General features: G+C 69.3%; 22 protein-coding genes. 6 read left to right on the forward strand and 16 right to left on the reverse strand.

Annotated elements, in window-relative coordinates; genetic code table 11:
• Nucleotides 1–6 precede the first annotated feature (6 nt).
• From H7K45_RS16545 to H7K45_RS16565, 5 genes are all read right to left on the reverse strand, one after another.
• Nucleotides 7–2,040, reverse strand: coding sequence for a toprim domain-containing protein (locus H7K45_RS16545; RefSeq protein ID WP_263996881.1), 2,034 nt, complete (start codon nucleotides 2,038–2,040; stop codon nucleotides 7–9).
• A 166-nt stretch (nucleotides 2,041–2,206) separates the two neighbouring features.
• Nucleotides 2,207–3,637, reverse strand: a complete 1,431-nt coding sequence (locus H7K45_RS16550; RefSeq protein WP_263996882.1) for an MFS transporter — start codon at nucleotides 3,635–3,637, stop codon at nucleotides 2,207–2,209.
• A gap of 98 nt (nucleotides 3,638–3,735) precedes the next feature.
• Nucleotides 3,736–4,734 (reverse strand): NmrA family NAD(P)-binding protein, encoded by a 999-nt coding sequence (locus H7K45_RS16555; protein ID WP_263996883.1) that lies wholly within the window; start codon nucleotides 4,732–4,734, stop codon nucleotides 3,736–3,738.
• Nucleotides 4,735–4,946: 212 nt separating this feature from the next.
• Entirely contained in the window at nucleotides 4,947–5,849 is a 903-nt protein-coding gene (locus H7K45_RS16560) for an NAD(P)H-binding protein (RefSeq protein ID WP_263996884.1), read from the reverse strand.
• A gap of 32 nt (nucleotides 5,850–5,881) precedes the next feature.
• Nucleotides 5,882–6,757, reverse strand: a complete 876-nt coding sequence (locus H7K45_RS16565) for an alpha/beta fold hydrolase (RefSeq protein WP_263996885.1) — start codon at nucleotides 6,755–6,757, stop codon at nucleotides 5,882–5,884.
• 66 nt (nucleotides 6,758–6,823) lie between these two features.
• Between H7K45_RS16565 and H7K45_RS16570 the strand changes: the two genes are divergently transcribed.
• Complete coding sequence (locus tag H7K45_RS16570) at nucleotides 6,824–7,396, forward strand: TetR family transcriptional regulator C-terminal domain-containing protein (protein ID WP_263996886.1); 573 nt, start codon at nucleotides 6,824–6,826, stop codon at nucleotides 7,394–7,396.
• 54 nt (nucleotides 7,397–7,450) lie between these two features.
• Here H7K45_RS16570 and H7K45_RS16575 read toward each other — a convergent pair whose 3' ends face one another.
• The 3 genes from H7K45_RS16575 to pknB form a co-directional block, all read right to left on the reverse strand.
• Nucleotides 7,451–8,257 (reverse strand): bestrophin-like domain, encoded by an 807-nt coding sequence (locus H7K45_RS16575; protein WP_263996887.1) that lies wholly within the window; start codon nucleotides 8,255–8,257, stop codon nucleotides 7,451–7,453.
• A gap of 376 nt (nucleotides 8,258–8,633) precedes the next feature.
• Nucleotides 8,634–8,777: a hypothetical protein gene (locus tag H7K45_RS16580; RefSeq protein ID WP_263996888.1), complete on the reverse strand. Its 144-nt coding sequence runs from the start codon at nucleotides 8,775–8,777 to the stop codon at nucleotides 8,634–8,636.
• 42 nt (nucleotides 8,778–8,819) lie between these two features.
• Nucleotides 8,820–10,628, reverse strand: a complete 1,809-nt coding sequence (pknB, locus tag H7K45_RS16585; protein WP_263996889.1) for a Stk1 family PASTA domain-containing Ser/Thr kinase — start codon at nucleotides 10,626–10,628, stop codon at nucleotides 8,820–8,822.
• Between the two features lie 152 nt (nucleotides 10,629–10,780).
• Between pknB and H7K45_RS16590 the strand changes: the two genes are divergently transcribed.
• The 4 genes from H7K45_RS16590 (at nucleotide 10,781) to H7K45_RS16605 (ending at nucleotide 15,589) form a co-directional block, all read left to right on the forward strand.
• The gene (locus H7K45_RS16590; protein WP_263996890.1) at nucleotides 10,781–12,334 is read left to right on the forward strand and encodes a succinic semialdehyde dehydrogenase; all 1,554 of its coding nucleotides are present in this window, start codon (nucleotides 10,781–10,783) and stop codon (nucleotides 12,332–12,334) included.
• Nucleotides 12,316–13,482 carry a serine/threonine-protein kinase gene (locus tag H7K45_RS16595; protein WP_263996891.1) on the forward strand — a complete coding sequence of 389 codons (1,167 nt, stop codon included), beginning with the start codon at nucleotides 12,316–12,318 and terminating at the stop codon, nucleotides 13,480–13,482. The genes H7K45_RS16590 and H7K45_RS16595 overlap by 19 nt, the downstream gene beginning before the upstream one ends.
• A gap of 33 nt (nucleotides 13,483–13,515) precedes the next feature.
• Nucleotides 13,516–14,055 (forward strand): hypothetical protein, encoded by a 540-nt coding sequence (locus tag H7K45_RS16600; RefSeq protein WP_263996892.1) that lies wholly within the window; start codon nucleotides 13,516–13,518, stop codon nucleotides 14,053–14,055.
• Nucleotides 14,056–14,149: 94 nt separating this feature from the next.
• Nucleotides 14,150–15,589 (forward strand): PepSY-associated TM helix domain-containing protein, encoded by a 1,440-nt coding sequence (locus H7K45_RS16605; protein ID WP_263996893.1) that lies wholly within the window; start codon nucleotides 14,150–14,152, stop codon nucleotides 15,587–15,589.
• A 6-nt stretch (nucleotides 15,590–15,595) separates the two neighbouring features.
• On the opposite strand, the gene H7K45_RS16610 is transcribed toward H7K45_RS16605, so the two are convergent.
• Entirely contained in the window at nucleotides 15,596–16,690 is a 1,095-nt protein-coding gene (locus H7K45_RS16610; protein ID WP_263996894.1) for an ESX-1 system-associated protein, read from the reverse strand.
• Nucleotides 16,691–16,855: 165 nt separating this feature from the next.
• Here H7K45_RS16610 and H7K45_RS16615 point away from each other — a divergent pair, with 165 nt between their 5' ends.
• A complete protein-coding gene (locus H7K45_RS16615) occupies nucleotides 16,856–18,751 on the forward strand; it encodes a hypothetical protein (protein ID WP_263996895.1) in 1,896 nt (631 codons plus the stop codon).
• Here H7K45_RS16615 and H7K45_RS16620 read toward each other — a convergent pair.
• From H7K45_RS16620 to H7K45_RS16650, 7 genes are all read right to left on the reverse strand, one after another.
• A complete protein-coding gene (locus H7K45_RS16620; protein ID WP_263996896.1) occupies nucleotides 18,748–19,854 on the reverse strand; it encodes a galactokinase in 1,107 nt (368 codons plus the stop codon). The genes H7K45_RS16615 and H7K45_RS16620 overlap by 4 nt on opposite strands.
• Nucleotides 19,851–20,957: a galactose-1-phosphate uridylyltransferase gene (galT, locus tag H7K45_RS16625; protein WP_263996897.1), complete on the reverse strand. Its 1,107-nt coding sequence runs from the start codon at nucleotides 20,955–20,957 to the stop codon at nucleotides 19,851–19,853. Before galT ends, H7K45_RS16620 begins: the two co-directional genes overlap by 4 nt.
• Nucleotides 20,954–21,751, reverse strand: coding sequence for a DeoR/GlpR family DNA-binding transcription regulator (locus H7K45_RS16630; RefSeq protein WP_263996898.1), 798 nt, complete (start codon nucleotides 21,749–21,751; stop codon nucleotides 20,954–20,956). The genes galT and H7K45_RS16630 overlap by 4 nt, the downstream gene beginning before the upstream one ends.
• Nucleotides 21,752–21,845: 94 nt before the next feature.
• Nucleotides 21,846–22,595: an amino acid ABC transporter ATP-binding protein gene (locus H7K45_RS16635; RefSeq protein WP_308206412.1), complete on the reverse strand. Its 750-nt coding sequence runs from the start codon at nucleotides 22,593–22,595 to the stop codon at nucleotides 21,846–21,848.
• Nucleotides 22,592–23,419, reverse strand: a complete 828-nt coding sequence (locus tag H7K45_RS16640; protein ID WP_263996899.1) for an amino acid ABC transporter permease — start codon at nucleotides 23,417–23,419, stop codon at nucleotides 22,592–22,594. Before H7K45_RS16640 ends, H7K45_RS16635 begins: the two co-directional genes overlap by 4 nt.
• The gene (locus H7K45_RS16645) at nucleotides 23,416–24,276 is read right to left on the reverse strand and encodes an ABC transporter substrate-binding protein (protein WP_263996900.1); all 861 of its coding nucleotides are present in this window, start codon (nucleotides 24,274–24,276) and stop codon (nucleotides 23,416–23,418) included. The genes H7K45_RS16640 and H7K45_RS16645 overlap by 4 nt, the downstream gene beginning before the upstream one ends.
• Nucleotides 24,277–24,358: 82 nt before the next feature.
• Complete coding sequence (locus H7K45_RS16650; RefSeq protein ID WP_263996901.1) at nucleotides 24,359–25,333, reverse strand: NADPH:quinone oxidoreductase family protein; 975 nt, start codon at nucleotides 25,331–25,333, stop codon at nucleotides 24,359–24,361.
• Nucleotides 25,334–25,347 lie beyond the last annotated feature (14 nt).

Here is a 25,347-nt window from a genome sequence, read left to right on the forward strand (position 1 = left end):
GTCTTCCTAGTCGAGGTCGAGAGCGGCGGTGTCGACGCGGGAGGCGACGTCGGCCATCCACGTGCGTCGACCCTCGGGTGGACCACCAAAGAGCGTGTGGTGCAGCTTCGGGTCCCCGTCGTCGAGATGAACGCGAATGACGGTGCGCCGCTGCGGATCCAACACGGTGTTCCAGAAGTCGTCGGCATCCATCTCGCCGAGGCCCTTGTTGCGCTGCACCTCGACCCTGCGCTTGGAGGTGGCCTGCATCTGCGCCACCGCGGCGTCGCGTTCGGACTCGTCCTGGCAGTAGACCCGCTCGTCGCCGGCCTTGACCACGAACAGCGGCGGCAACGTCACGTAGACCATCCCGGCCTTGACGAGCGGCCGGTAGAAGTCCAAGAACATCGAGATGAGGCTGGAGTTGATGTTGCCGCCGTCGGGGTCGGCGTCGGAGGCGAACAGGATCCTGTCGTACCGGCAGGACTCCGGATCGCAGTTGTCACGCACGCCGCAGCCCAGGATCCGCTCGATCGAATCGAACTCGTCCTTGACGCGCGCCTTGTTGATGGTGAATCCGTACACGTTGGGCGGCTTGCCCTTCAGCGGGAACGCCGCCTGGAACGTGGCGTCGCGGGCAGCCTTGATGGTGCCCAACGCCGAATCGCCCTCGCACAGGAACAGCTCCGCGCCGGATCCGCGGCCAGTCTCCCGGCTGGGCAACAGCTTTGGTGGCAGCGACAGGTTGGTGCCGAGGCCCTTGGCCTTCGACGCCGCACGCGACCGGGCCTTGGCACCCTCGGCACTGCGCCGGGCCCGGGCCGCCTCCAGTGCCAGCGCGGTCCACAGCGACACCGTGTCGCCGTTGCCAGGGTTGGCGGCCCAGATGGTGACGCTGCGCGCCACGTCCGGTGCCATGGCGACGTTCAGCGAGCGCGACGACACCGCCGTCTTGGCCTGGGAGTCCCATGCCACGTCGGGCGCACGGGTGTCGACTGCGAGCGCGGTCACCGCGGCGAAGTCCTGTGCCTCCGGGCCGTCCTCGCCCTTGGCCAGGCCGAGGTCGCGGATGCGCGACGCACGGTCGGCCAGTGCCTCGGACAGGCCCTTGACCGCCGCGGTCAGGTGCGAGCCGCCGCCCGGGGTGCGCACTGTGTTGCAGAACGCGGCGACGGTGGCCGGTTCGGAGGGACCCGCCGTCAACGACCAGCGGAACGGGGTCGGCCCGCGGCCGGTGGTGTACTCGCCGCGGCCCTCGACCACCGCGCGTACCCCGGGCACCGGCGTGCCGGCGGCCGTGCACATGAGGTCGAGCAGGGTCTCGGTGCCCCACGGGCCGCTGAACGGTTCGAGCAGTTCGGGCCGGATCGCCTCGCCCGGCCAGCCCTCGTCGACGACGGTCAGGTGCACTCCGGGCGACATCCGAGCCGCCGCGTGTGCGCGCAGCAGGACCTCGTTGACGTCGATGCTGGAGTCGGGCACCACGGCGGCGTCGAACAGGATGCGCACCTCGGTGCCGTGGAGGTCGGGTTTGCGGTTGCCGGTGCCACGTAGCTTCTGGGTGTCGCCGCGGGTGAAGGCTGCGGCGGGGTCGAACTCCCGTCCCTCGAACGTCCCGGGGTAGCCCGCGCCGAAGCTTTGGACGTAGGTCTTGCTCGCGCGGTGCACCGTCACGTCGGTGCGCGCGGAGATGAAGACAGCTGCTGCTGCTCCGATTCCGTTGAGGCCGGCGCCCGTGCTCGCGGCGTCGGCGTGCACGGAGAACTTGCCGCCGGCCCGGGCGGTGCCCAGGGTCTTGACGATGCCGTTCTTGCCGTTCACCGGATCGGAGTCGACGGGAAGTCCGCGGCCGTCGTCGGCGACGCTGACCGATCCGTCCTCGTGCAGGGTGATGGTGACCGTCGAGCCGCCGTGGGCGGGGTCGGCAACCTCTTCGATCGCGTTGTCCACCAGTTCACGCAGCGCGGTGTTGAGCACGTCCAGTCCCAGGTTCACCGCTGGCCGCAGGCGGGTGTGCTGGACGTCGTCGAGCTCGGTGATGTCAGCGGCGGTGTAGCTCACTGCGCGCCCCTTCCATCGGTCATGTGCGTGCCGCAGGAATGGTAGACGGCGCATCGGACATCGTCGTGCAACCGCGGCGGGCTATGAGCAGACTCATATCGTCGGCGACGCGGCCTGCTCGGCCACACGGGGCCCGGACGGGGAGCTTACGCAGGTTGGGTGGCACTCAGCGCGCGACGGGTGTCGAGCACCTGGCTCCGTCTGGGCCCGGTGCGCGCGTGGCGTCGGTTCGCCACCAGACCGCCATTCCGATCGCGATCAGCACCGCGGCGCTCGCCGCCGAGACGACGAAGACCCACCCTCGCCGAACGGTGTCCAGGTCGACGCCGGCGTGGTAGATCATCGTCAGGATTGCCGTGCCCAGCACCGTTCCCAGTTGACGGGCGGTGTTGGTCAGCGCCGACCCGGCGCCCCACTGATGCGATTGCAGCGCAAGGCCACTGACGGCCGACAGGCTCGGCATGACCAACCCGACGCCCGCTCCGGTCAGGATCTGACCGGGAAGGAAGTCCGCGAAGTAGTTTGGCTCCAGGTGTGCCCGGCACAACCAGAAGACGACGCCGGCGACGTAGAGCGTCGCACCCGTCGCGGCGACGGCGCCGATTCCAAGCCGGCCGACGAGTTTGCCGGCCACCGTCAGGGACACGACGACCACGACGAAGGGGCCGGGCGACAAGCACAGACCTGCCACGGACGGCGGCAAGTGCCACACGCCGGTCAAGAACATGACGCCGCCCAGGAGCATTGCCGCAAACGCTGCCGAGAAGACCAGCAGCGCAAGGCAACTCGACCACATGGGGACGACTCGCACTACCGCCAGATCGAGCGCGGGCAACGGGTGCCGGACGGACCGCCAGACCGCCCCCGCCATGAAGCCGGTCGCGACGAGTGCGGCGGTGACGACCTCGGTCGAGGTCCAGCCGGCCGTGGGAAGTTCGACCAGCGCCCACACCAGGGCTCCGATGCCCAGGACGAGCATGACGGCGCCCACCAGGTCGGGTACGCCGACGCCGGTCGCCGGCGTCCACGCGAGAACCCAGGTCCCGGCCAGGAAGGCCGCCACGCCCAAGGGCACGTTGACGAAGAAGATCCACCGCCAGGACACCTCGACCAGCAAGCCGCCCACCGGCGGACCCAGGGCGGCGGCCATGGCGCCCACGGCCGACCAGGTGCTGACCGCGACGGCACGCCGGGACGCGGGGACAGCGGCCATGAGAAGTGCAAGCGAGCTCGGCATCAGCATTGCCGCGCCGACGGCCTGTACCACCCGGGCGGAGACGAGCATCGTGAACGACGGCGACAGCCCGCACGCTGCCGATGCGAGGGTGAACACGACCAGACCCCACAGGAACATTCGTCGGTGGCCGTAACGATCGCCGAGTCGTCCGGCGGGGTTGAGGAACGCCGCGAAGACGACGGTGTATCCGTTGAGGATCCAGGACATGGCCGCGAGGTCGGCGTGCCCGAAGGCCGTCCGGATGTCGGGGAAGGCGATGTTGACGATGAAGAGATCCAGGCTCGCCAGGAAGGCGGCCGTGGACACGACGGCGACCGTCGCGGCCGGCCTCGTGGAGAGCGCCCGGCTCGGTGCCGCCACGTATGCCTCCTCGTCGGACCTCGTCCCGCACTCTGACTTCACAAGACTATACCCAGGGGTGCGATGCCGGCCATCGACGTCGGCGTGCCGGTGGGTGATTAGCCGGTCGAGGCGGCCAGGTCGGCGCGGATGCGGGTGGAGTTCTGCAGCGCGAAACGCAGCGTCTTGGGTTCACGGCCGAGCAGGGCGGCGAGGTCGTCGGTCTGCACGTCGAAGTAGCGGCCGCTGGCCATCAGGCGGGTCAGCGTCTTGAGGTGCTCGGCGTTGTGCGGTTTGTCGGCTGCCAGGGCGCGGTCGACGTAATCGGTGTTCCAGGACTCCAGGTCCTGGGGTACGTAGGTCACCGGCCGGTCGAGCACGGCGGCGTAGTCGTCGGCGAACTCGGACATGCTCTTCAGTTCGGGCCCGATCAACGTGTACGTCCTTCCGACGTGGCCGGCCGGCTTCTCGAGAATGGAGGCGCACAGCTCAGCCACGTCGTATCCCGCGATGGGTGCCACCTTGGCCTCGCCCAACGGCAAGCGAAGTTCGCCGGTTGCCAGCAGATCGGGGATGGGGAACCAGGCGAAGATGGGGTTTTCGACGAAGATGCTGGCGCGCACGTGGACGACGGGAAGGCCGGACCAGTCCAGGACCTGTTCGCCGATCCAGTGTGCCCGCTGTTGCGGCGACCACTGGGAGACGGTTCCGCCCAACCACGACAACCGGATTCCCTCAGGGGCCGTCATCCGGTCGAAGGTCAGCAGGGTCTGCTCGGATTCGGAGATGTTGACGAAGACCTCGAGATCACCCTGCGCGCGGGCCACGGCGACCATCAGCAGGTTGGCGTCCACGTAGTAGGGCGACAGCCCCATGCTGAAGTACACCCGACGGCATCCGTTCAGCGCTGCCGCGACGTCGGCGACGTTGAGCAGGTCTCCGACGAACACGTCGGCGCCAGCCCTGCGGAGTGCCTCCGCGCGGCCGTCGTCGACGCGGACGAAGGCGCGCACCGGCCAACCGGCGTCGAGAAGCATGCGAACCATCGTGGTGCTGACCGAGCCGACCTCACCCGCCGCTCCCGTGATGAGGATGGGACGTGTGTGGGTATTCGTCATGACGTTCCAATTCCGTTGCAGTAGCCAGTGATTGAGGTCGAAGCCGGTGATCGTGGTCAGTCGGTGCTCGTGTCGAAGTCGGCTTCCAATCCCATTGCGCGTCCGTGTCGTCCAGACTCGAGAAGATCATCAAGCCGTTGGGGGCGTTCTGCGCGACCGCGGCGATCACCGTGGCCACGAGTGCTCCTCGGGGTCCGGTGGTTGACGGTGGCTCAACGCGGCGCGAAGGGGCCGTCGTGGTCGAAGGCGGCGAGGTTGGCGGTGACGAACTCCCGCACCGTCATCGGTGGGTGTCCGGTGATGACCTCCACGAGGTTGTTCTCGCCGGCGAACACGCCCTCCTGATAGTCCTGGGCGACGCTGCTGATGTGCTGGACGAAGTGCTGCGTGGTTCCCTTGGACGTCAACAGCGCTGCGAAGGAAGGGATGTCGACCGGCTCGTACCGGACCGGTAGTCCCAGCGCCGAGTCGATCTCGTCGACGATCGCGTAGTGGTCGAGTTCCTTCGCGCCCACGAGGGGGTAGATCTGCCGGTCGTGGGGCCCTGGATTCTGCAGCACGGCGGCGATGACCCTCGCTTGATCGCGTGCTGAGATGGGAGCGTGTCTACCCGTGCCGAAGGGGAGTTGGACCACGGCCTCCTGCTCGTCGCGGCGCCAGGCCCACGTGAGCCACTCGGCGAAGAACGTCGGTCGCAGATGCGTGGTGACGAACGCCGAGCGGTCGAGGAGGCGTTCGGCGAGCCAATGCTCCTGAGCGGCATGACTCGTGGCGTCACGGCGGGCCGAGATCTGCGACATGTTCACCACGGCGCCCACACCGGCTTCGCTCGCCGCCTGGGCGAACATGGCCGTGCTTGCCAGCAGCCCGTCGGTCGAGATCGGGTAGCAGAAGTAGGCGGCGTCGACTCCGGCCATCGCGGAACTGAGCGCGTGAAAGTCGAGTAGGTCACCGACGACGACGTCGGCACCGAGTGCGGCGAGGGCGTTGGAGCGTTCGTCGACGGTGTGGACGAACGCGCGAACTCGGTGCCCCGCGTCGAGAAGGATCTTCACGGCCGGGGCGGCTGTGTTTCCCGTGGCTCCGGTGATGAGGAAGAGGCGATCCGAGGTCATCGTGCTGTCTCCTTGAGAACGGTTGCGGTGGTTCAAGATTGATGGTTTAGGACGGCGTCGGCGAATGAGTGCGGACGTTCCATCGCGCAGAAGTGGCCTGCATTCTCGATCGTCTGAACCGTCGCGGTGGGGATGGCCGCCGCCGTCCTCTGCCGGTCGCGGGTTCTCGACCAGTCCTGGCTGCTGTAGAGCAGCGTCACGGGCACGGTGATCGCGGGGTAGCCGCTGCGTGCGGCGATCAGGGTGGGCATGTTGCGGTACACCTCGCGGGCGACGCGTGAATAGCCGGGGCGCTTGCCAACTCGCGTGAGTTCGTCGAGGAACGGGGCCGGTAACCGGGTCGGGTCGGCGTAACCGCCGCTCATGATGCCCTTGAGGATGGCCTTGTTCTCCAGGCGGGCGAAGGTGGAGCCCACGAGTGGCGCCCGCACCGAGGGCACGATGACACGTGCCAACGGATTGGCTCGCTCCAGTCCCTGCGGGTAGTCGTAGGCGTTGGAGGCCACCACGCGGCTTACCCGTTCTCCGAGCTCGACGGAGGCGGTCAGCGCGATGGTCGCGCCCATCGACTCGCCAGCGAGGGTGACGTCGACCAGATCGAGGCGGCGGACGAATTCCACGATGGCGCCCTGCAGATCGGCGTGGTCGTAGCGCGCGCCCGGTTCGATGTCGGACCATCCCATGCCGGGGAAGTCCACGGCGTAGACGCGGTGGCGTCCGGTTAGCAGGGGGATGACCCGCTGAAAGTAGTCGAGTTGGGTGCGCACGGTGTGCATGAGGACCAGCGGTGGTCCGTCACCGGTGGCGACGTAACGCAGCCGGCTGCCGTCGGCGCGTGTGAACCACTGGGCTGGGCCCTGCGACCACGTGGAGAGATACGTCGATGGTGCCGCTGTCTGGATTGCCATATAGTGACTATATGACCGGTCGTCTTGAATTGTCACCAGCGCGTCGTACGCTGTGGGAGGAATGGCATGGGTAGGCCCAGCGTCAAGGAACAGTTGGTGGGCCGCACGTTGGGCGTGTGGATCGAGCGCGGCTTCGAAGGTGCGAGCGTCAACGACCTCGTCGCCGCGGCGGGCGTCCCCAAAGGCTCCTTCTACAACCACTTCTCGAGCAAGGAACGGTTCGCCGTCGAGCACGTTAACCGCTACGTGCCCACCCTGGCGCTCGAGTCGCTGGCGGACGCCCCCGGCCCCTTCGTCGACGCCGTGCGCGAGCACTTCGCTCGACTAGTCGCCCTGCGCCGGGACGGTCGGATGGAATTCGGTTGTCTGCTGGGTACGTTCAGCAACAGCGCCACCGAGGCCTACCCGGATCTTCGGGAGGCCGTTCGTACGAGTTTCGGGCAGTGGATCGACGTGCTGACCGCCGTGCTCGTCCGCGCCCGTGACGCCGGGGAGTTGTCCACCGATCGAGCCCCGGCCGACGTCGCCGCGGCGCTGGTGGACGGTTTCGAAGGCGCCGTGGCGCGCAGCCGAGCAACCGGCGCGCTGGACCCGCTGGACGTGTTCCTTGCCGTGACCCTCGAGGAACTCACCCGCTGACTCTGCGAGGCCCGATCCCTCTCAACCGCAGATGGGTTCGGGATTCGCCGTCGGTCATTGGGTGGGATCACCCCGCGTGTCGCAGGGCGCGGGGTGCCCGTCGTCGATCAGGTGCAGCGTCACGCGCATCTGATCGGGCTTAATGCTGCCCGCCCAATCGTCATAGGGGTGGTCGAGGAACGCCACGACCAGCAGCGCCGAGGTGATCAGCGCTGAGACGAACGCAATGGGCACGGCCTGGATGACGGCGCTCTCGCGGCGGTCGGCCTGCACGCACATGTAGCTCAGGATCGCCGTCGCCCCGATGCCGAGGACAATCCACAACGGCGGTGGCACCGACGGCGCCGCCTCGGTGGCGCGGGCGCGCCGACCGTCGCGGCGTTGCGCCTGCTGGTCGAACCATTGCGAGTAGGCCGCTTCCTGCTTGGCGTTGGTCGGATTGGTCGCCTCGAAGTGGGTCACCGTCGTGTCGACCCAGTGTTGTACTGCCGGAGCCGATTCGTCGTGTTCCATGGCGGGCCATTCTTGGGCTACCACCGCTCGTGAATAGCAGATGAGGTCGCCGTGCAGCACGGTTCCGGAGTGCCCCTCCAACACGTCGGCCACGTTGTGCAACTCGGTGACCGAGATGGCCTCCATGCTGGCGCCGTCGCGAGCACGCTGATAGTTCTGCAGGGCGTAGAAGATCGTGAAGGCCAGAAGCACCGCGAACATGGTGCCGATGACGGTGAGCGCCCCGGCGGCACGGGTGCTGTCGATGAACCAGCCGGGGTCGGGGGCGCGCCTACGAGCCAGCAACTTCACCACTACGGCGACGGTGACCACGGTGACGAGCACCGCTACCGCCAACCAGCTCAGCATCGTCCGTCGCCCGACGGCACCCGTTCGGTTCTTCTCGCGTGATTCATGCGCACCCATCGTCAAGGCGGTCGATCGCCGCCCGCCGATTGTGGGGTACGACGGCCCGGTTCGGTGCGGTAACGCACTACTGAAGTTTGAACCGCGCCGCGACGGCGACTACTGAGGTTCCCACCGCGCCGCCACGGCGACTACTGAAATTCTCACCGCGCCGCGACGGCGACTACTGCATGCTGGCCGCTGCGGCGAGGTAGTGCCCGCAGTCCGACGCTGGGCTCGTCCAAGACGAACATCGCGTGATTGCTTGCGGCCGAGTTCGGTTGCCGGCTTGAGCTTTGGGCTTCTCCGCCCGACAGCGCCGGGGTGTCCGCGCCGAGCGTCAGCTAGCCCAGCCCGAGGTTGACGACTGACCGCAGCCTCTCTGCTGCACCTTCGACAGGTCCTCGGTGATGCGCAAGGCCTCGTCGACGGTGGCCTTGGTGGCGTGCGACATCCTGCGGCGGGTGTGCACGTCAATGGCCACCGGTGCATCCGCTCTGGCGGGCCGGCATGCTTCGTCGCGTTGTCACGATCCGTAGTCGACGGTGATCGTCGCGTCGCGATTGACGGGCGTGTTGGGCGGGGGATCCTGCTGGACGACCTTGAAGTGGCCGGTGGCACCGGCGTCGACGGCGGGTCCCACGGTGACTGGCACGGTGAAGCCGAGTTGCGCCAGCTTCTGCACCACGGCGTCGTGGAAGAGGCCGCTCAGGTCGGGCATCAAGACCTGGTTGCCCTTGGAGTACTTCAGGGTGACCGGCGTGTCGACGGGCAGCTCGGTGATGGCCGGTGGGTCGGTGGCCACGACCTGTCCCGCGGGCAGGAGGCTGTCCACCGGCGCGGTCAAGATCTTCGTGAACCCCGCGATCGTGAGGTTCTTCGTCGCCACGTCGGTCTGCTGGGTGACCACGTCGGGCAGCGGAACCGAGCCCGGTCCCGTGCTGACCAGGATCGTGATCTCGTCGGTGATCGGAGTCGACGTGTTGGCCGCCGGGCTGGTTCCGGTCACCGCGCCCTCGGGCACCGTGGGCGAGGCCGCCGTGGTGCGCCCGACGTCGGCGAATCCCGCCGTCTTCAGTTTGGTGGCGGCGTCGGCCGGGCTCAGGCCGGCGACGTCGGGCACCGGCCGCTGTACGGGCCCGCTGGAGACGTTGACGGCGATGGTGTCGCCGGTGCGGGCTGTCGCGTCGGCGCCGGGTTCGGTGCTGATCACCAGTCCGCGTTGCACCGTCGAGCTCGCCTGAGGGTTGACGATGGTCTTGAAGCCCATGTTCTGGAGGGTCACCTGGGCGTCGGCCTGCCCCTGCCCGCGAACGTCCGGGACGTTCTGTCGGTCCCCGGAATACACGAACAGGGCAATGGTGGCCACGATGGCGACGACGGCCAGCACCGCCGCCACGGCGAACCACCGCCGGCCGGAGCCGCCACTGGCGGCCTTGCGATGGCCGGTCGAGGCGGCCTTGCCCTCGGTGACGACCTTCGGAGCGGTGGGGGCCTGACCGTCGTGGACGCGAATCAGGTCGGCACGCATCTCGGCGGCGCTCTGATAGCGGTCGTCGGGATTCTTCGCGAGCGACTTGAGGACCACCGCATCGAGGTCGGGGGACAGTGCCGGATTGCGCCGAGAGGGTGGCGGTGGGTCCTTGCGGACGTGTTGATAGGCCACCGAGACCGGGGTGTCTCCGATGAACGGCGGTTCGCCGGTGAGCAATTCGTAGAACACACACCCCAGCGAATACACGTCGGACCGCGCGTCGACGGTCTCCCCGCTGGCTTGCTCGGGGGACAGGTACTGCGCCGTGCCGATGACCGCGGAGGTCTGGGTCAACTTGGCGCCGTCGTCGTGCAGGGCACGGGCGATGCCGAAGTCCATGACCTTCACCGCGCCCGAGTGGTCGATCATGATGTTGGCGGGCTTCACGTCGCGGTGCACGATGCCGCGCTGGTGGCTGTAATTCAGGGCCTGGCAGGCGTCGGCGATGATCTCGATGGCCCGGCGCGGGTCGATCGGGCCGTCGTTGCGCACGACGTCTCGCAGGGTGACGCCGTCGACGTACTCCATGACGATGTAGGGCAGCGGTCCGTCGGGGGTGTCGGCCTCGGCGCTGTCGTAGACCGCGACGATCGCGGGATGGTTCAGTCCTGCCGCGTTGCGTGCCTCCCGGCTGAAACGCAGGAAGAAGGTGGGATCCCTCGCCAGGTCCGCGCGCAGCACCTTGACCGCGACGTCGCGGTGTAACCGCATGTCACGTGCAAGGTGAACCTCCGACATGCCACCAAACCCGAGGATCTCCCCGAGTTCGTAGCGGTCGGACAAACGCGCAGGGGTGGTCATGGGCTACCTGTTCGACGGTTGCCGTGGCGGTCGCCGGGCCATCGAATGGTACGACGACCAATCCAACGAAGATGAATCGCCGCGTCGTTGCCCACCCGGCGAATCGGGTACAACTGCGGGGACCGTCGATCACCCCGATCCGAGGAGCCACCATGCCAGCACCCTCTGCCGCCACGTTCCAACGGCTGGCCGGCCTGGTCGCCATCCCCGCTGCCGCCGAGCGCCCGACCCGCTCGGTGGTCGAGGTGTTCACCGGCCGGGAACTGGCCACCATTGCGGTCGGCACCGCGCAGGATGCCGTCGGTGCGATCGCCCGAGCCCGGGTTGCGCAGCAACAGTGGGCGGCGCGACCGGTCGGCGAGCGGGCCGCGGTCTTCCACCGCTACCGCGACCTGGTGCTGAAGAACCTCGACCCGCTGATGGACATGGCCCAGGCCGAGACCGGCAAGTCGCGCAACGCCGCGCAGGAGGAGATCCTCGACATCGCGATGACCGCGCGGCACTACGCGCGCGTCGCCCCGAAGTTGCTGCGCCCGCAGCGGGTGACGGGCATGTTGCCCGGCCTCACCAAGACCGTGGTGCGATACCAGCCCAAGGGTGTCGTCGGCGTCATCGCGCCGTGGAACTACCCGATGACCCTGGCCGTCTCCGATGCGATCGCCGCGCTGCTGGCCGGCAACGCGGTGGTGCTCAAGCCCGACAGCCAGACGCCGTACTGCGCGCTCGCGTGCGTGGAGCTCCTCTACGAGGCTGGCCTGCCGCGCGATCTTTTCGCGGTGGTGCCCGGTCCGGGCTCGGTGGTGGGCACCGCCCTGGTGGAGAACACCGAGTACCTGATGTTCACCGGCTCGACCGCCACCGGGCAGCTGTTGGCCGAGCAGGCAGGTCGACGGTTGATCGGCTTCTCGGCCGAACTCGGGGGCAAGAACCCGATGATCGTCACCGCCGGCGCCAACCTGCGCGAGGTCGCCGACGCCGCGGTGCGGGCGTGCTTCGCCAACTCCGGGCAGCTCTGCATCTCCATCGAGCGCATCTACGTCGAGCAGTCGATCGCCGAGGAGTTCATCCGCGTGTTCGGCGAGCGGGTGCGCAAGATGACGCTGCGCGGCGGTTACGAATTCGGCGTCGAGATGGGCAGCTTGATCTCCGAGGAGCAGGTGAAGGCCGTCTCCGCCCACGTCGACGACGCGGTCGTGAAGGGTGCCACCGTGGTGGCGGGCGGCAAGGCCCGACCCGACCTGGGGCCGCTGTTCTTCGAGCCGACCGTGCTGACCGACGTCCCCGAGGATGCCGAATGCCGTCGCGACGAGACCTTCGGGCCTCTGGTGTCGATCTATCCGGTCGCGAGCGTCGACGAGGCCGTCGCCCAGGCCAACGACACCGAGTACGGCTTGAACGCCAGCGTCTGGGCCGCCACCAAACGCCAAGGCGAGGAGATCGCCGCCCGGATCCACGCCGGTACCGTCAACGTCGACGAGGGGTATGCGCCGACCTGGGGCAGTACGGCGGCCCCGATGGGCGGGATGGGAGTCTCCGGCATGGGGCGTCGGCACGGGCCCGAGGGCCTGGTCAAGTACACCGAACCGCAGACCATCGCCACCACCCGCGTCCTGAATCTTGGTGGGCCACGCGGGCTTCCGCCGAAAGTGTGGGCAAAGGTCATGCCGCCCTTCGTCAAGGCTCTGCAATGGGTGCCGGGCCGCTGAGCCCGGGGCCACACGTCCTCGGGGGGCGCTACGAGCTGCGTGGTGTGCTCGGCGTCGGCGGGATGGCCGAGGTGCGCGACGGCTGGGACACCAGATTGGGCCGTCCCGTCGCGGTGAAACTGCTTCACCCGGCGCTCGGTGTCAGACCCGACGCCCGGGCACGTTTCGAGGAGGAGGCGCGTTCGGCGGCGCGCCTGTCCCACCCGAACATCGTCGCCGTCCACGACTACGGTCACCACGGCGGCACGCCATACATCGTGATGGAAAGACTGCCCGGCACCACCCTGCACGACGAGATCGGCCGTGGCCCACTGCCGTCCATGCGGGTGCGCGCCATCCTCGACGAGATGCTCGCCGCGTTGTCGGTCGCGCACGCCGCCGGTGTCGTGCACCGCGACATCAAACCGGCCAACGTGTTGACCGCCGGGCCGGGCGGCACCGTGAAGGTGGCCGACTTCGGCATCGCCAAGACCGACGACGGCGGGCACACCAAGACCGGGCAACTGGTGGGGACGATGGCCTACACGAGCCCCGAACGCCTCGCCGGGGCTCCCTCGTCGGTGGCCGACGACCTGTACGCGGTGGGTGTCGTCGGCTACGAGCTCGCCGCCCGGCGATCGCCGTTCCCGCAGAACGACCCGGCGGCGCTGGCGTTCGCGATCATGAACGGGTCCCATCCGCCGCTCGCTGCGGTGGTCGACGGCGTCGACCCGGTGCTCTCAGCGGTGATCGATCGGGCGCTCGCACACGACCCACGGGCCCGATTCGCCAGTGCCGACGAGATGCGGGCCGCTCTGGCGGGGCCGCGACCGGGCACACGGGTGTACACCGCCCCGTTCGCCCCGGTCGTGTCGAACGCCCATCCACGCCCCGTGCCGGTGACGCGGAGTCGCTGGACGCGCCGCCGGACCGCGCTGGCGGCGGTTGGGGTGCTGGCCGCCGTCATCGTCACCGCGTTGGCGTTGGCGTTGTCGCCCACGTCGCAGAACTCCCCGGCCCCGGCCAGCACGACGACGTCGTCGTCACCGCCGCCGGTGTCGTCGAGTCCGCCACCGGTGCCGTCGACCACCGTCGCACAGATCGAAGAGCCAGCCCCGCCGCCTGGCCCGCCGCCTGGCAAGGGCAAGGGACCCAAGCACCGCGACTGACGATCCGCCGTCGTCGTAGGTAGGGTGCGGTGGGTGAGCTCGCCCGCCACCCGCGCCAAGCTGCTTCGCGGTGTGCTGGTCGGGGGGTGCTCGGCGCTGCTGACCGCATTCGCCCACACCGTGGGCGGCGGCGATCTGCCGGCGGGGGCGGCGGTGCCGACGCTGCTGCTGGTGTGCGCCACCGTGGGCGCCTTCGCATCTCGCGTACCGAGGATCGGTCGCCACGCGGACGTCGCGGCGCTCGTCGCGGCACTGGGCGGGGCGCAGCTTCTCGGGCACGTCGCGCTGATCGTCGACGGCGGTCACCATGGCGCCGTGAACACGTCGGGTTCCATGCTCGCCGCGCACGCCGGTGCCGCGATCGTCCTGGCCGTGCTCATCAACTTCTCGGAGTGGCTCTACGTTCTCGCGTCGTCGGTGTCGACCTGGCTGCGGCTCGTCGTCGTCGACCGGTCGCCGGCCCGGGTCACGCAAGCGTGGCAACCCGTCGACGTCGGCGTCCCGCCCGTCAGGTGGTGGCGTTCCGGTCTGGGAATGCGCGCGCCGCCGGCATGGTCACCGCTCGGCGCTTAGCGCCCCGTCACCGACCATCGCCGTGCCGCCCCGTGGGCGGACGGTGCCCCCACCATGGCGGGCGATCCTGCCCGCACGAAGGAAGCCATTCGTCGTGACCACGACACCAGACGACCGCACCGACCCATCGAACAGCCCGCCGACGGCCCCGACGCCGCCCCATGGGCCCAACCGTCCCGATATTCGACCCCTACTGCTGAGACTGCACTTCTACGCCGGGGTCTTCATCGGCCCGTTCATTCTGATCGCCGCCGTCACGGGCCTGTTGTACGCCCTCATCCCGCAGGTCGACGACATGGTGTTCCGGCACGAGCTCACCGTCGACCGCGTCGGCGAGACGCAGCTGCCGCTGGCCGCCCAGTTGAGCGCGGTCCGTGCGGTGCATCCCGAGGGCGCCGTCGAGAGCATCCGTCCACCCGCGGAGGCGAACGAGACGACCCAGTTCGCCCTCGCCGTCGACGACGTACCGCCGGACTATTCCCGCACCGTCTTCGTCGACCCGTACACCGGTGAGGTCCGGGGTGCGTTGACCACCTACGGCCAGTGGATGCCGTTGCGGGCGTGGTTCGACGAGCTGCACCGCAACCTGCACCTGGGTGCCGTCGGGCGCAACTACAGCGAGATCGCCGCGAGTTGGCTGTGGGTGATCGCGCTGTCGGGATTGGTGCTCTGGGTCGGGCGGCGCGCGCGCACCGGCAGGCTACGACGTCTTGCCACACCCGACCGGGCCGCGACCGGCCGACGCAGGACGATGTCCTGGCACGGGGCGGTCGGGGTCTGGATCCTGGTGGCACTGCTCGGGTTGTCGCTCACGGGCATCACCTGGTCGCGTTACGGCGGTCAATCGGTCGACCAGATCCGGGCCCACCTGAACATGACCGCCCCCACGGTGGACACCGCGTTGGCGGCTGCGCCGGGAGCCGACCCGATGCCCGCCGAGCATCATCACGACGCGGCAATGGCCATGGGCGACAAGACTCTTCGGGGCGCGGACGTCGCGCTGGCCGCTGCCCAGAAGGCCGGGCTGTCCGGACCCATGTGGATGTACCCACCGGCCGGGGCCGATCAAGGATGGAAGGTCACCGAGAAGAAGCGTGACTGGCCGACACGCTACGACGCGATCACGGTCGACCCCGACACGGGCCGCATCGTCGACCGGGTCGACTTCGCCGACTGGCCGGTCCTGGCCAAGATGACCAACTGGGCGATCGACGCGCACATGGGCGTGCTGTTCGGCGTGGTCAACCAAGCGGTGCTGGCGCTCGTCGCGATCGGGCTGATCTTCGGCATCGTGTTGGGGTATCGCATGTGGTGGCAGCGCCGGCCCACCCGCGGACGTTCGTGGGCGACGGGCCGACCGCCGTTGCGAGGCGCGCTGCGCCAATCTTCGCCGGCCACAATGCTTGTGGTGCTTGCCGTCGCCGTCGGCGTCGGGTGGTTGCTGCCCTTGTTCGGCCTCAGCCTGCTCGCATTCCTACTCGTCGACGTCGGTGTCGCCGCGATCAAGGAGAGGACCACGGTCACGCGCTCTTGACGGCGGTCAGCTCGCGGCGGACTGACACGCCGCCGCGAGCAGGCCGTCGACCGACAAGCCGACCTCGGCGAGGTCGTGAACGCCCGACCAGTACAGCGGCTCCTCGGCGACGAACGCGCGCAGGTACGTCGCGCCGAAGGTGGCGAGATCCTCGAAGACGGCGTTCCCGCTCCCGCGGCCGGCGGCCTGCATGACGTCGGCGTGGGCGGCGAAGATCCTTGCGGCGCCGTCCTGGATGGCGCGCTGCTGGGACGTCCACTGGCCCACGCCCACTCCCGGGTCGACGGTCGACCACGGCTCGATCTGGGTGCGCAGGTCCGCGGTGGCCGCCACCCACGGTCCGCACGACGGGTTGGGCTGGCCCCGAGGGAGGAATCGGGCCGGTGCCGCCGGGTCGCCGACGTCCGGAAGCGCCGTCGGCGCGGGGGCGGGCTCGACGTCGGGGAGTTGAGGCATGGCGCTGATCGACCTGTTGGCGGCGCACACGTCGGTGATCGCGTCGAGCGCGGCCATGCTGGTCGTCGCGAGGGCGTCGTCCGGCGCCTCGTAGGTCGGCAGCGCGTCGGCGTACAGGCGACCGTAGACGACGAACGTGTCGTACAGCTCGCGCATCGCGCGGCTCGGCGTCTGGGCGGCCAGGGTGACGGCGGTGGCCGTGCCACTACGCAGCGCGTCGCCGACCGCTTGGTACTGCGCGCGGACGTCAGGGCTCCACGCCGACGCAGGCACCGACGGGTCGCGTTGGGACCAGCCTCGTCGCTGAGCCACTCCGACCGCGGTCTGGACGTTGTCCCATGGTCCGCACGTCACGTCGGTGGTGAGCAGGGCGAGCGGGCCGGTGTCGGCGGCGCTGGCGACGGTCGTCGGCCGAGAGTCGGGCGCCACCGGATTCGGCGTCGCCGCCGACGGCAGCGCACTGGTGGATCCGGCGGCGTCGCCGGTCCCGCGCGCCGTGAGGACGACCGCGGCGCCGACGACGACCACCACGACCGTCGCGACGATCGTCGCGATCCACCGTGCCCGAGTGTTGGGTGCCGGCGTCGACGGTCCGCTCGGGACCCATCCCGGTGGGTAGGGCCCAGGAGATCCGGCGTCGCTCATGGCAATGATGATAGGCGTTCCGACATTCTGTTCGGCGACGCGGTGTCAAAGTCAACGAAAGTAGCGGCGCAGCTCGGAAAAGAGTGTTGATGTGCACACTGTCGATTTCGCCACATTGCCACGCTCGTTTCAGCAAAACGACGACGATGTGCGAAGATCGCCTGCGTGACCTCAACCGGTGTGACGGCAACCGATGCCGACGGCGGCCTGGATCTGAGCGCCGCCCCGAGCGCGGAGACGCCTCGCGGTCGGCGCGGCCATTGGGCAGCGGTCCTTTGGCCGGGGGCGGCTGCGCTGGTGACCTGCCTGGTCTGGACCGTGCTCGAGAGCACGCGGCTCGGCATCCCTGCCCCGTTCGAGGATGCCGCGATGCTGTTCCGGTACGCCGACAACCTCGCCGCCGGATGGGGCATCGCGTGGAACGCCGGGCAGGCTCCTGGTGTCACCGACGGGGCGACCGACCTCGGGTTCGTGCTGCTGCTCGCACCGCTCACCCTGCTTGGCTTGTCAACGGCGGCCGCGGCGGTCGTGGTGAACCTCGCCGCCGTCTTCGGCATCGGAGCCACGTTCGGCGTGCTCAACGCCCGGTTGTGGCGGCGCTCGCGAGCGCTGCCGATCGCGCTCGCCGCCCTGGTCGGCGGCGGGCCGGTGGACCGATACGTCCTCAGCGGCTTCTCCCCGCCCGTGCTGGGTCTGCTCTTGCTCGGGGCGTTCACGCTGGCCGCCCTCGCGCCCTTGGCAGCCACTGCCCGTGGTGCCACCGTCGGGCTCGTGGCGGCCGGCGCAGTGGCGGGGCTCGCCGGATGGTGGCGCCCCGAGGCGTTCGCGTTCGGACCGCTGGTGGTGATCTTCGGCATGCTGCTCACCGCGGGCGCCCGTCGGCGTGTGTTCACCCTGCCGCTGGTGGGCTGCGTCGTGGTGCCGTTCGCCGCCTTCGTCGCGGGATGGATTGGCTTTCGGATCGGGTACTTCGGGCAGCTGTTGCCGACGTCGGCGGTGATGAAGTCGGGGTCGCTGCACCCGGAGAACATCCTGTTCTCGTTGCAGTTCTACGGCTCGCTGCTGCTTCCGGTGATTGGCGCCCTGATCGCCGTGGCCTTGGGCCGCGGCCGCGATCGCAACTGGTGGGTGGCTGGCGTGGTGCTGGCGACACCGCTGCTGTGGGTGAATGCCGCCTTGCCCGACTACTTTTGGGACAAGATCGGTGTGAGCGTCGCGCCCACGATCGCCAATGTCGCGACGGTGGTCGTGTTCGTCCCCGTGGTGGTGGCGCTGGCCGTCGTGGGTCGACGAGACCGCTCGTGGCTGTTTCCCGTTGCGCTGGTGTTGTTCTCGACGTCGTGGATCGTCATCGGCACCACCTTGAATTGGTGGGGACGCATGCAGTGGCCGCTGGTCCCGGTGTTGGCTGCGCTCGCCGCGAGCCACGTCGTCGACGCCTGGGCCCGCACCCCACGGGTGACGGCCGAGCATCCCGTCCGCGGACGCGCCGTGCCGAAGATGGTGCTGGCCGCACTCGCATGCATCGGTGTCGTGCCCTTCCATCTTCCCGCGGGCAGTTACTTCGAGAGCCCCTTCCAGACGTCGGTGTCCGCCGCCCTCGGTGCAGTCGACACCTCGCGGGTGCGCATCGCCACGACCGAGGCCGGGCTCATTCCGTTGGCGGTCAGCGGTGCGGCACTGGACACCTACGGTCACAACGACCGCGCCATCGCGGCAACGCAGGGTTCGGCGCTCGCCAGCCGGCTCGACGAATTCCGGCCCAATGTGCTTGCCCTGCACGGACTACCGCCTGATCCGGTGAGCCTCGCCGACTGCACGCCTGAGCGTCAGCGCGGAGTCACCAAGTTCACCGAGCGGTGGTCGGAGATGGTGAGCGAGATCTACCGCAGCGCGCAGCGGCAGGGTCTGGTCCTCGAGCGACTCAGCGAGACGACTCCCTGCGAGACCTGGAGTGTGTGGCTCGCGCCCGACGTGGACCCCCAGGTCCGTCAGGCAGTCGACGGGCTCGTGATGCCGGGCACCGATGTGCCCGTCGGTGCCCGCGGTCAGGGCTCCTAGCGAAGCGGTTGCTCCAGACGCGCACCCGCTCCGGCGTGGGTGAGCGTGACGGTGGCGGGGTGGTATCCCGCCCGCAGCACCGTCTGCCGGACGGTGTCGGCGACGGCGTCGCACCGGTCGACCTCGACCAGGGCGATGACGCACCCGCCGAAGCCGCCACCGGTCATCCGTGCCCCCAGCGCGCCCGCGGCGACCGCGGTGTCGGCGATGAGGTCGATGTGGTCGGTGGTGATCTCGAAGTCGTCGCGCATCGACGCGTGCGATGCGTCGAATAGCCTGCCGACGGCTACGAAGTCGCCGCGGCCGAGCGCCGAGACCGCGTCGGCGACGCGGTCGTTCTCGGTCAGAATGTGCTTGGCGCGGCGGGCGTCGACCGGATCGGGGACGCCGTCGAGCACCGTCACCCCGTGCTCCTGCACCTGGCGCAGAGATCCCACGCCCAGCGCCGCGGCCGCCCGCTCGCACGAGGCTCGGCGCGCGGCGTACTCGCCGCCTGCGTGCCGGTGCGGCGCGTGCGAATTGATCAGCAGCAGTGCCACGCCCGCCGCGGCGGGGTCGAACGGCACCAGCTCGACGCCGTCGTCGTGGAAGTCGATGAGCAGCGCGTGCGACGGCTCGCCGCACAGCGATGCGAGCTGGTCCATCAAACCCGTTGGGGCGCCGACGTAGTCGTTCTCGGCGCGCTGGGCGATGCGGGCCAGATCGGTGCGGTCGACGTGCAGGTCGGCCGCGGTGGCCAAGGCGCCGAGGACCGCGCACTCCAGCGCCGCCGACGACGACAGGCCCGACCCCACGTCGACCCTGCTGGTGACGTGCATCGTGCCGCCACGCACGCGGTGACCGGAGCTGCGCAGCGCCCACACCACTCCGGCGACGTAGGCCGCCCAGCCCGTGACGTCACCCGGTGCGGTGTGCAGCGCGACGGCGACCTCGCCCTCTTCGCGGTCGCTGGTGACGACCAGCGTGTCACCGTCGTCGGGCCGCAACGTCACCGTGGTGCGGTCGGGTAGGGCGATCGGGAGTGCGAAACCCTGGTTGTAGTCGGTGTGTTCGCCGATCAGGTTGACGCGCCCGGGTGCGGAGAAGCGGATGTGATCGGTCACGGGGCGAGCTCCCGAAGTCGTCGGGCCACGGTCTCGGGCAGCACGTCGCCGATGAAGGCGTCCATGGCGGATTCGGAGCCGGCGAGGTATTTGAGCTTGGTGGCGCTGCGCCGCAACGACATCAGCTCGACGTGGAAGTAGCCCTCGCGTTGGCTCTCGGTGTCGCGGTACTGATGCAAGGCTGAGATGTAGGGCAGGGGAGCCGAATACATTCGGTCGAAACGTGTCAGCACGTCGCGGTAGATGGCGGCGAACGCGTCCAGCTCGGCATCTGAGAGCTCGCAGAGATTGCCCACCTTGCGATTCGGATACAGGTGGACCTCCACCGGCCAGCGTGCGGCGAACGGCACGAATGCGGTGAAGAGGTCGTTTCGCGCCACCACCCTTACCCCGGCGGCGATTTCGCGAGCCAGGATGTCGGCGAACAGGTTGGTGCCGTGACGCACTCGGTGCGCGCGCGCTTCGGCGAGCATGTGGGCGGTACGCGGCGTGAGGTAGGGGTAGCCGTAGATCTGACCGTGGGGATGGTTGAGCGTCACGCCGATCTCCTCACCACGGTTCTCGAAGCAGAACACCTGCTCGATTCCGGGCCGGCTCATCAGATCGGCGGTGCGGTGACGCCACGCGTCCACGACCAGGCGTGCGTGCGGTACCGTGAGCTCGGCGAAGGACGTGTGGTGACTGCTGGAGAACGAAATCACCTCGCAGCGACCGTGTCCCACCGCGTCGACGAAGTCGTCGACGCCGCCGTCGGGCAGGGTGAACGCCCGGCCGTCGGCGCCCGACAGGCTGGGGAAGCGATTCTCGAAGACGACGACGTCGTAATCGGATGCGGGCACCTCGCTGGTGGCCCCCGACGGGCTCGGGCACAGCGGGCACTGGTCGGCGCTGGGCAGGTACGTGCGATCTTGGCGCAGGGCGGCGATGGCGACCCACTGCCCGGTCTGGCGGTCGAATCGGACCTGGGAACGGTCGTCGCCGCGCGCGGGCAGCGGTCGCCGGTCGGTGACCGGAGCCGGCCGGTGACCGGGCAGGGAGAAGAACAGGATCTCCCGGCCGTCGGCCAGCGGCCACGGCAGGCGATGGGGAACGGCGCCGGTCATCGCCGGGCCACCGGTGCGATCATCAGGTCGCCCACTCGGGCGTCGAGCAGCTCCCTGTCCTCGGCGGTGAGGCCGTCGTCGGAGATCAGCGCGTCGACGTCGGTGAGCCGGGCGAACACGCAGGCGCCGACCTCGCGGTACTTGGTGTGGTCGGCGAGCACCACGAGACGTCCACCGATTTCGATGAGCGTCCGATTGGTCTGCGCCTCGGCCACATTCGGTGAGGTCAGTCCGGCGTCGGGGTCCACGCCGTGCACGCCGAGGTAGGTGGCGTCCACCCGAAAGGACGCGATGGCAGTGTCGGCGACCGGTCCCACCAGTGCGTCCGACGGTGTGCGCACCCCGCCGCTGAGGTAGACCAGGGGAGTGTCGGAGCCGTCGGCTCCCTCGGTCAGGGGGTCGGTGAGCTCGCGAAACACGTTGACGGAGTTCGTGACCACGGTGATCGACGGGCGGGCCCGTAGGTGACGAGCCAATTCGGTGGTGGTGGTGCCGGCACCGATCGCGATCGTCATGCCGTCGGCGATGGTGGTGGCGGCCGCGGCGGCGATGGCCGCCTTCTGCTCGCGCTGCTGACCGGCCTTCTGCGCCGAGCGCGGCTCCTCCCCGCGATGGTGTCGCGAGACCGCGCCGCCGTGGACCTTGCGCAGCGATTGCCGGGCGTCGAGGGTGTCGAGGTCGCGGCGCACCGTCATCTCCGACACGTCGAGTTCGTGGGCGAGGTCGGCCACCCGCACGGAGCCCCTCGCCTGCACGGCCCGCAGGATCGCGTCCTGCCGTTCAGCGGCCAGCATCGAGGACGCCCACCTTTCTCGAACGGAATCGCACAACGACGAACGTAATCTAACCGATCGATGCACGAGGCGTGTGCGAACGTGCGCGTTCGGCTCAGCGGCCAGCCGTGAAACGCTGCAGGAATTGCCGCGTCCGATCCTCCCTGGGCGTGGTCAGCACTTCCGCGGCCGGCCCGGACTCGACGATGCGTCCTCCGTCGAGGAAGCACACGGTGTCGGCCACCTCACGGGCGAAGGCCATCTCGTGCGTAGCCATCACGATGGTGCGGCCGGCGGCGGCCAGCTCGCCGACGAGCGTCAAGACCTCGCCCACCAATTCGGGGTCGAGCGCGCTGGTGATCTCGTCGAGCAGCAGCAGTCGAGGCTCGTAGGCCAGCGCTCTGGCAATCGCGACGCGCTGCTGCTGGCCGCCGGACAGCTTGTCGGGATAGGAGTCGGCGTGCGACGACAATGCGACCCGGCTCAACAGTTCTCGGCCCCGGTCCTCGGCGTCGCGGCGGCTGGACCCGTGCACCACCCGCGGCGCCAGCGCCACGTTGGCCAGTGCGGTCATGTGGGGAAAGAGGTTGAACGACTGGAACACCATGCCCATGGCCTGGCGTGCCTCGTCGGCGTCGATCCGCGGATCGCTGATGTCGCGCCCGTCGAGCAGGATCTGACCCTCGTCGACGTCCTCGAGCAGGTCGACGCACCTCAGCAGCGTCGACTTACCGGATCCGGAGGCGCCGATCAGCACGACGACCTGATGTTCGGCGACGTCGAGGTCGACGCCTTCGAGCACCGGACGGTCGTGATAGGCCTTGGTCACCCCGCGGACCGACAACACCGGCTGGGGGGCGCTCACAACGCGCCCTGCCGTGTCGCCACGCGCCGGGCCGCCCAGTCCGCCAACCGCGCCGACGGGATCGCCAACGCGACGAACAACAGACCGGCCACCACATACGGCGTGAAGTTGTAGGTGGTGGCCGCCTGGATCTGCGCCGCCCGAACGGCGTCGACCGCACCGAGGACGGAGATCAGGCCGCAGTCCTTCTGCAATGCCACGAAGTCGTTGAGCAGCGCGGGCGTCACGCGGCGCGTCGCCTGCGGCAACACCACGAGCTGCATGGTGCGACGGTGGTTGAGCCCCAGGGACTTGGCGGCCGCCAGCTGTGACGGGTGCACCGACTCGATGCCCGCCCGGAATACCTCGGCCACGTAGGCGGAGTAGATCAGCACCAAGGCCAGGCCGCCAAGGAGCACGGGATCGCTCGGCAGCCCCGAGAGCCGCAGCCCGGGCAGGCCGAACCCCACCAGGTAGAGACAGATCAGCAACGGCAGGCCCCGGAAGAGGTCGACGTAACCGGTTGCCAACGCGCGCAACGGAAACCAGACCGGTCCGCGCAGAGTGCGCACCGCGGCCAGCCCGAGACCGAAGATCAGGATCAGCGCCTGGCAGACGATCAACACGCGTACGTTGAGCCAGAGGCCCTCCAGCAGCGCGGGCAGGCTCTCCCACCCGATCCGCAGGTTGAAGAACGACTCCCGCACGCGGGGCCAGCCCGGCGAGGACGTCACCGCCAGCAGCAGAACCGCCGCGAACACGACGGTGGACACCAGGGCGATCACGGTGGACCGCCGGGCTCGGGACTGCCGGTAGGCCACCCGATCCAGGGCGGCCGTGGTCACGACAGGACCGGAGCGTTGCCCGCGCTGGTGAGCCAGACCTTCTGCAGTTTGAACAGCTCGCCGTCGCTGCCCAGGTCGTCGACCGCCTTCGACACGCAGGCCGTCAGCGGGCTGCCCTTGTCGAGCACGATGCCGAACTGCTCGGCCTTCTCCTCACCGGAGGGCAGCTGGCCGACGATGACGCCGTCGGTCATCTCGGCCTGGACCTGGAAGGCCGTCGGCAAGTCGAGCACCAGTGCGTCGATCTGACCGTTGGACAACGCCGCCTTGGCGTCGTCATTGTTGTTGAACACCGCGACGTTTGGGTCAACGGCCTTGGCGGCGGTGTAGCTGGTCGTGCCGACCTGGGCGCCCAGCTTGAGCCCCTTGAGCCCGGCGACGTCCTTCACCCCCGCGGCGGGGGAGGACTTCAGCGCGACCACTGCCTGCGTCACGTTGAAGTACGGCGAGGAAAAGTCGACGGCCTGCTTGCGTTCGTCGGTGATGGAGAACTCGTTGAGGTTCGCGTCGAACGTCTTTGGTCCCGGGGCGATGGCCGCGTTGAACGGCACCCGCACCCACGTCACGTCGGCCGGGGCGTACCCCAGCTTGCCTGCGACGGCGTAGGCGACGGCGGACTCGAAGCCCTTGCCGTTGGCCGGGTCGTCGTCGACGAACCACGGCGGGTACGCCGGTTGATCGGTGCCGAAGGTGATCGTCCCCTTCTTCAGGGTGGGCAGTTCATCCTTGGTGCACTGCGCCGGCGACGCGGCCGCAGTCGAGCTGCCCGACGCTGACTCGTCGGCGGGGGCACAGGCGGTGGCTGCCGCCAGACCGACCAGGGCCAGCACGGACACCACACTCGACACATTGCGCATGGGCGGCATCATCGCGCACCGGGCCAGTGCGCGCCAACATTACGATCATCGCGTTCATCACCGGCGCGCCCCGCGGGCGTCGTCACCGCCGAAGCGTGACCACCACCTTGCCCCGAGCGGTGCGGTCCTCAAGCGACGCGATGGCCTCGGCGGCGCGCTCCAGCGGATACACCACGGGTTCGGGTGCCGTCACGGCGCCGGAGGCCAGCAGCGGCTCCAATTCGGCCCACTGCTCGGCGAGGTAACCGGGGTGGGTGGCAGCCCAGGCGCCCCATCCGACCCCGACGGCGTCGACGTTGTTGAGCAGCAGGCGGTTCACCTTCACCGTCGGAATGTCACCGCCGGTGAAGCCGATCACCAGCAGTCGTCCACCGGCCGCCAGAGACCGAAGCGAATCGGTGAAGCGGTCGCCGCCGACGGGGTCGACGACGACGTCGACGCCACGGCCGTCGGTGAGTTCCTTGACCGCGTCCTTGAAACCGTCGGCGAGCACGACGTCGGTGGCGCCCGCCGCGCGCGCGACGTCGGCCTTGTCGGCGGTGCTGACGACGGCAATCGTGCGCGACGCACCCCACGCCGAGGCCAGCCGCAGCGTCGAGGTGCCGATGCCGCCCGCGGCGCCGTGCACCAGCACCGACTCACCGGGCACCAGCCGACCGCGGGTGCGCAGCGCACAGTGCACCGTCAGATCGTTGAAGAGCAGTCCGGCGCCCGCCTCGAACGACACCGCGTCGGGGAGCTTGAAGACCTGATCTGCCGGCACCGCAACGACTTCCGCCATCGCGCCGGTGAGCATCGTCAGCGCGGCCACGCGATCGCCCGCGGTGACGTGGGCTCCCGCGGGTGCGCTGCGCACGACTCCGGCGAGTTCGGCACCCGGCACGTAGGGCAATTCGGGGCGGTGCTGGTAGAGCCCGCGGGTCTGCAGGGCGTCGGGAAACGCGACGCCCGCGGCGTACACGTCGACGAGGACGCCGTCGCCGGCGTCGGGTTCGTCGAGTTCGACCAGTTCTGCAGCGTGGGGTCCGTCGAGCCGCGGGATCTGAATGGCGCGCATCGTCACCATTTAAC

Source organism: Mycobacterium yunnanensis (genome assembly GCF_025823185.1).
GTDB lineage: Bacteria > Actinomycetota > Actinomycetes > Mycobacteriales > Mycobacteriaceae > Mycobacterium > Mycobacterium yunnanensis.

Coding starts and splice junctions, on each gene's coding strand:
- H7K45_RS16555 (WP_263996883.1), bottom strand. CDS start 4,734: ATGACGAATACCCACACACGTCCCATCCTCATCACGGGAGCGGCGGGT.
- H7K45_RS16560 (WP_263996884.1), bottom strand. CDS start 5,849: ATGACCTCGGATCGCCTCTTCCTCATCACCGGAGCCACGGGAAACACA.
- H7K45_RS16565 (WP_263996885.1), bottom strand. CDS start 6,757: ATGGCAATCCAGACAGCGGCACCATCGACGTATCTCTCCACGTGGTCG.
- H7K45_RS16570 (WP_263996886.1), top strand. CDS start 6,824: ATGGGTAGGCCCAGCGTCAAGGAACAGTTGGTGGGCCGCACGTTGGGC.
- H7K45_RS16575 (WP_263996887.1), bottom strand. CDS start 8,257: ATGCTGAGCTGGTTGGCGGTAGCGGTGCTCGTCACCGTGGTCACCGTC.
- pknB (WP_263996889.1), bottom strand. CDS start 10,628: ATGACCACCCCTGCGCGTTTGTCCGACCGCTACGAACTCGGGGAGATC.
- H7K45_RS16590 (WP_263996890.1), top strand. CDS start 10,781: ATGCCAGCACCCTCTGCCGCCACGTTCCAACGGCTGGCCGGCCTGGTC.
- H7K45_RS16595 (WP_263996891.1), top strand. CDS start 12,316: ATGGGTGCCGGGCCGCTGAGCCCGGGGCCACACGTCCTCGGGGGGCGC.
- H7K45_RS16610 (WP_263996894.1), bottom strand. CDS start 16,690: ATGAGCGACGCCGGATCTCCTGGGCCCTACCCACCGGGATGGGTCCCG.
- galT (WP_263996897.1), bottom strand. CDS start 20,957: ATGACCGGCGCCGTTCCCCATCGCCTGCCGTGGCCGCTGGCCGACGGC.
- H7K45_RS16630 (WP_263996898.1), bottom strand. CDS start 21,751: ATGCTGGCCGCTGAACGGCAGGACGCGATCCTGCGGGCCGTGCAGGCG.
- H7K45_RS16645 (WP_263996900.1), bottom strand. CDS start 24,276: ATGCGCAATGTGTCGAGTGTGGTGTCCGTGCTGGCCCTGGTCGGTCTG.
- H7K45_RS16650 (WP_263996901.1), bottom strand. CDS start 25,333: ATGCGCGCCATTCAGATCCCGCGGCTCGACGGACCCCACGCTGCAGAA.